2 protein-coding genes are annotated in these 2,610 nt (G+C 39.7%); both read left to right on the top strand.

The genetic code is table 11. The features are described 5' to 3' along the window. Positions 1-171 precede the first annotated feature (171 nt). Positions 172-1,800 carry an ATP-dependent DNA helicase gene (locus tag H1P_RS32605; protein ID WP_144875535.1) on the top strand — a complete coding sequence of 543 codons (1,629 nt, stop codon included), beginning with the start codon at positions 172-174 and terminating at the stop codon, positions 1,798-1,800. Between the two features lie 396 nt (positions 1,801-2,196). Then, complete coding sequence (locus H1P_RS36935) at positions 2,197-2,352, top strand: hypothetical protein (protein ID WP_186376286.1); 156 nt, start codon at positions 2,197-2,199, stop codon at positions 2,350-2,352. The last annotated feature ends 258 nt before the right edge of the window (positions 2,353-2,610 follow it).

Here is a 2,610-nt window from a genome sequence, read left to right on the forward strand (position 1 = left end):
GAGCTGTGTTTCTAATGCCTTAAGCCGAAAAGCTTATCTAAACAAGCACTGGAAAAGAGTCAAACCTGGCATTTATCGACCTTTGTGATATGAGGTTGCTAGTAGAAGTAGAAAGGGAAATAATAGCTTTTTTCAGAAAGTGGAACAATGCCAACGGAGGAGACTTTTCCCATGACCGCTCAAAATCTCCAGCTTCTATGGTTAGAAATCTTAAATCATATTTCATTACCAGTAACTAAAGCTTTATTTAAGCAGCATGGAAATTTATTAGATTTCCAAGAAACTGAAGCAACGGTTGCTTTATTGACGAGTGCCTTGATTGAAACGAATCGGTCGAGAATTCCTCATCTTCAAGCTGCCTTTTGGTCGGTGACCAACCAACTTGTCGAGGTGAAGTTAGTTGTCGAGAGTGAATATTCTAGTTCACATCAAGAAGAAATAAGTTCTTGGAGTCTGGAGAAAATCTCCAAGAACCCTGAGCACTTATCACCCGTATCCTTGTCTGATGGTGAATTCTCTCTAACTTCAGACCAAGAAAGAGCCTTATCTCAACTAAAAAACTTGACAATCTCTCAAGAGAAATTCTTCAGACTGACGGGATTTGCAGGAACGGGAAAAACCGTTCTGATTACGAGTTTTATTCAGTGGTTAGTCAGTGAGGGCATTAACTTTGTCGCAGCAACTCCCACCAATAAATCCGCTAAGAATCTCTCTCAGATTGCCGAAAATTCAGGTCTTAATCTGGAAGTAAAGACAGTAGCTCAACTATTAGGACAGCAACCAGTACTTGATGAAGAGACGGGAATTGAAGTCTTCCTGAGCAAAGAAGAATTGGACTGGTCGGGTTATGGAATCATTATCATTGATGAATTTTCAATGCTCAATCGAGATAACTTCAAAGAGATTGCCTCGGAAGTAAAAAGCTCATTACTCTCAAAAGTAGTATTTGTCGGGGATTCGGCACAATTACCTCCAGTGGGAGAGAGAGAACCGATTGTCAGCAGATCTTCAGAAATTCAACAATCAGCGACTTTAACTCAAGTAGTTCGTTACGATGGAGAGATGGCACGAGTTGCCCAAGAAATCAGAAGCAACCCCAAGTATTCTCGTACTCTTTACCCATTTACTACAACAAGAGATAGCACTATCCTTTGTTTACCTCAAAAGGAATGGTTGCAACGGGCAGTAGCTCTTTTTGACTCGCCACAATTTAAGCTCAATCCAGACCACATTCGGTTTTTGGCTTGGAGAAATAAAACGGTAGAATCGCTCAATAATTTTGTTCGTAGTCAGTTATGGGGTAAAAATGCACCTGATTATGTAACAGGAGATAGGCTAATAGCTAGAAGACCCTTATTTAGAGCGAAACCAGGAGCTAAAGGCAAGAATAAGTGGAGAATTGCCATTAACAACTCAGAAGAAGCGGTAGTAATTGACCAGGGAGAAGAGTGTGAATTACTCTTTCTCGGTCAAATATATAAGTATTGGAAAGTAATGGTTAAACCCGATTGTGGAAAAGAGCAACCCCTCTCCATACTTCATCGCGAAAGTCAAAAATTATACAATGAAAAGGTGAAGTATTTGGCGCAAGTTAAACAATGGCAGAGCTATTTCGATCTATCGAGAATGTTTGATGACGTGGGTTACGCTTACAGTTTAACGACACACAAGGCACAAGGAAGTACGATTGATTATGTATTTTTGGATGTTGCCGACATGAGAGGCTGTAGCGAGCGACAAAAACTCCAATATACGGCACTGACCAGGGCAAAAACGCAAGTTTTAATTCCGTCTAATTGAGAGAGAAAAAAAGAAAGTGCTAACCCAAGCACCGCCCATCAAAGTCAAATTCAATTACATTTTGGGTATTCTAATCCAACATAGACATTTGATACCCAATTATGAAGTGGAAAGCCTTCTCATATTACTTACATTAACGATCGCCTATCATAGCTATGATAATCGCATTCACAGCAATCATAGCAGGAACTTATCGTTACCAGGAATATCAATCGCAGGTAATCTATCCAGATTGGAAAGTGGAACAGATTCTGGCATGGGAATACATTTGAGGTCAATAACGGAGAGAAAAGCCAAACCATTAAGCTCTGTGGAATCGCTGCCAATAAAGATGAATCAAAGGCATATCTGACATCAGTTATCAATCAAGGTAATGGAACTGTAGAGATTCAAAGAGTGGGAAATAGCTATGAGGCTTGGGTGATGTTAAAACCTGATTTTGAGAAACAAATTCACGCTCTAACTTGGATGGTTGAGAATGAGATGGCTATTTTGAGTAATCACGAAAAATGCCTAGGAGCAGAAAATTTAGAGTGGGTTTCTCAGCTTTAATTGAATAATAAGTCAACTTAGAATTCTCGACCTTTGAGCTAGTACAAAAAACTATTCATATTGTCCGAGAAAATGCCAGTAGTCGTCAGAAGCTTCATCATCATCTGACCCCCAGCTATGAGTCTCGTCCTAATGTGCGACTCGTTTCAGTCTAACTACAAGTAGTAACATATTTGGAGGAACGCTGAGGATATTTTCAGAACCTGGAAAATATAATAACTCTTGATTCATGTAGGTTAAATTCCTACCGACGAGTGA

Source organism: Hyella patelloides LEGE 07179, from assembly GCF_900659865.1.
In the GTDB taxonomy this organism is placed as follows: Bacteria; Cyanobacteriota; Cyanobacteriia; order Cyanobacteriales; family Xenococcaceae; genus Hyella; species Hyella patelloides.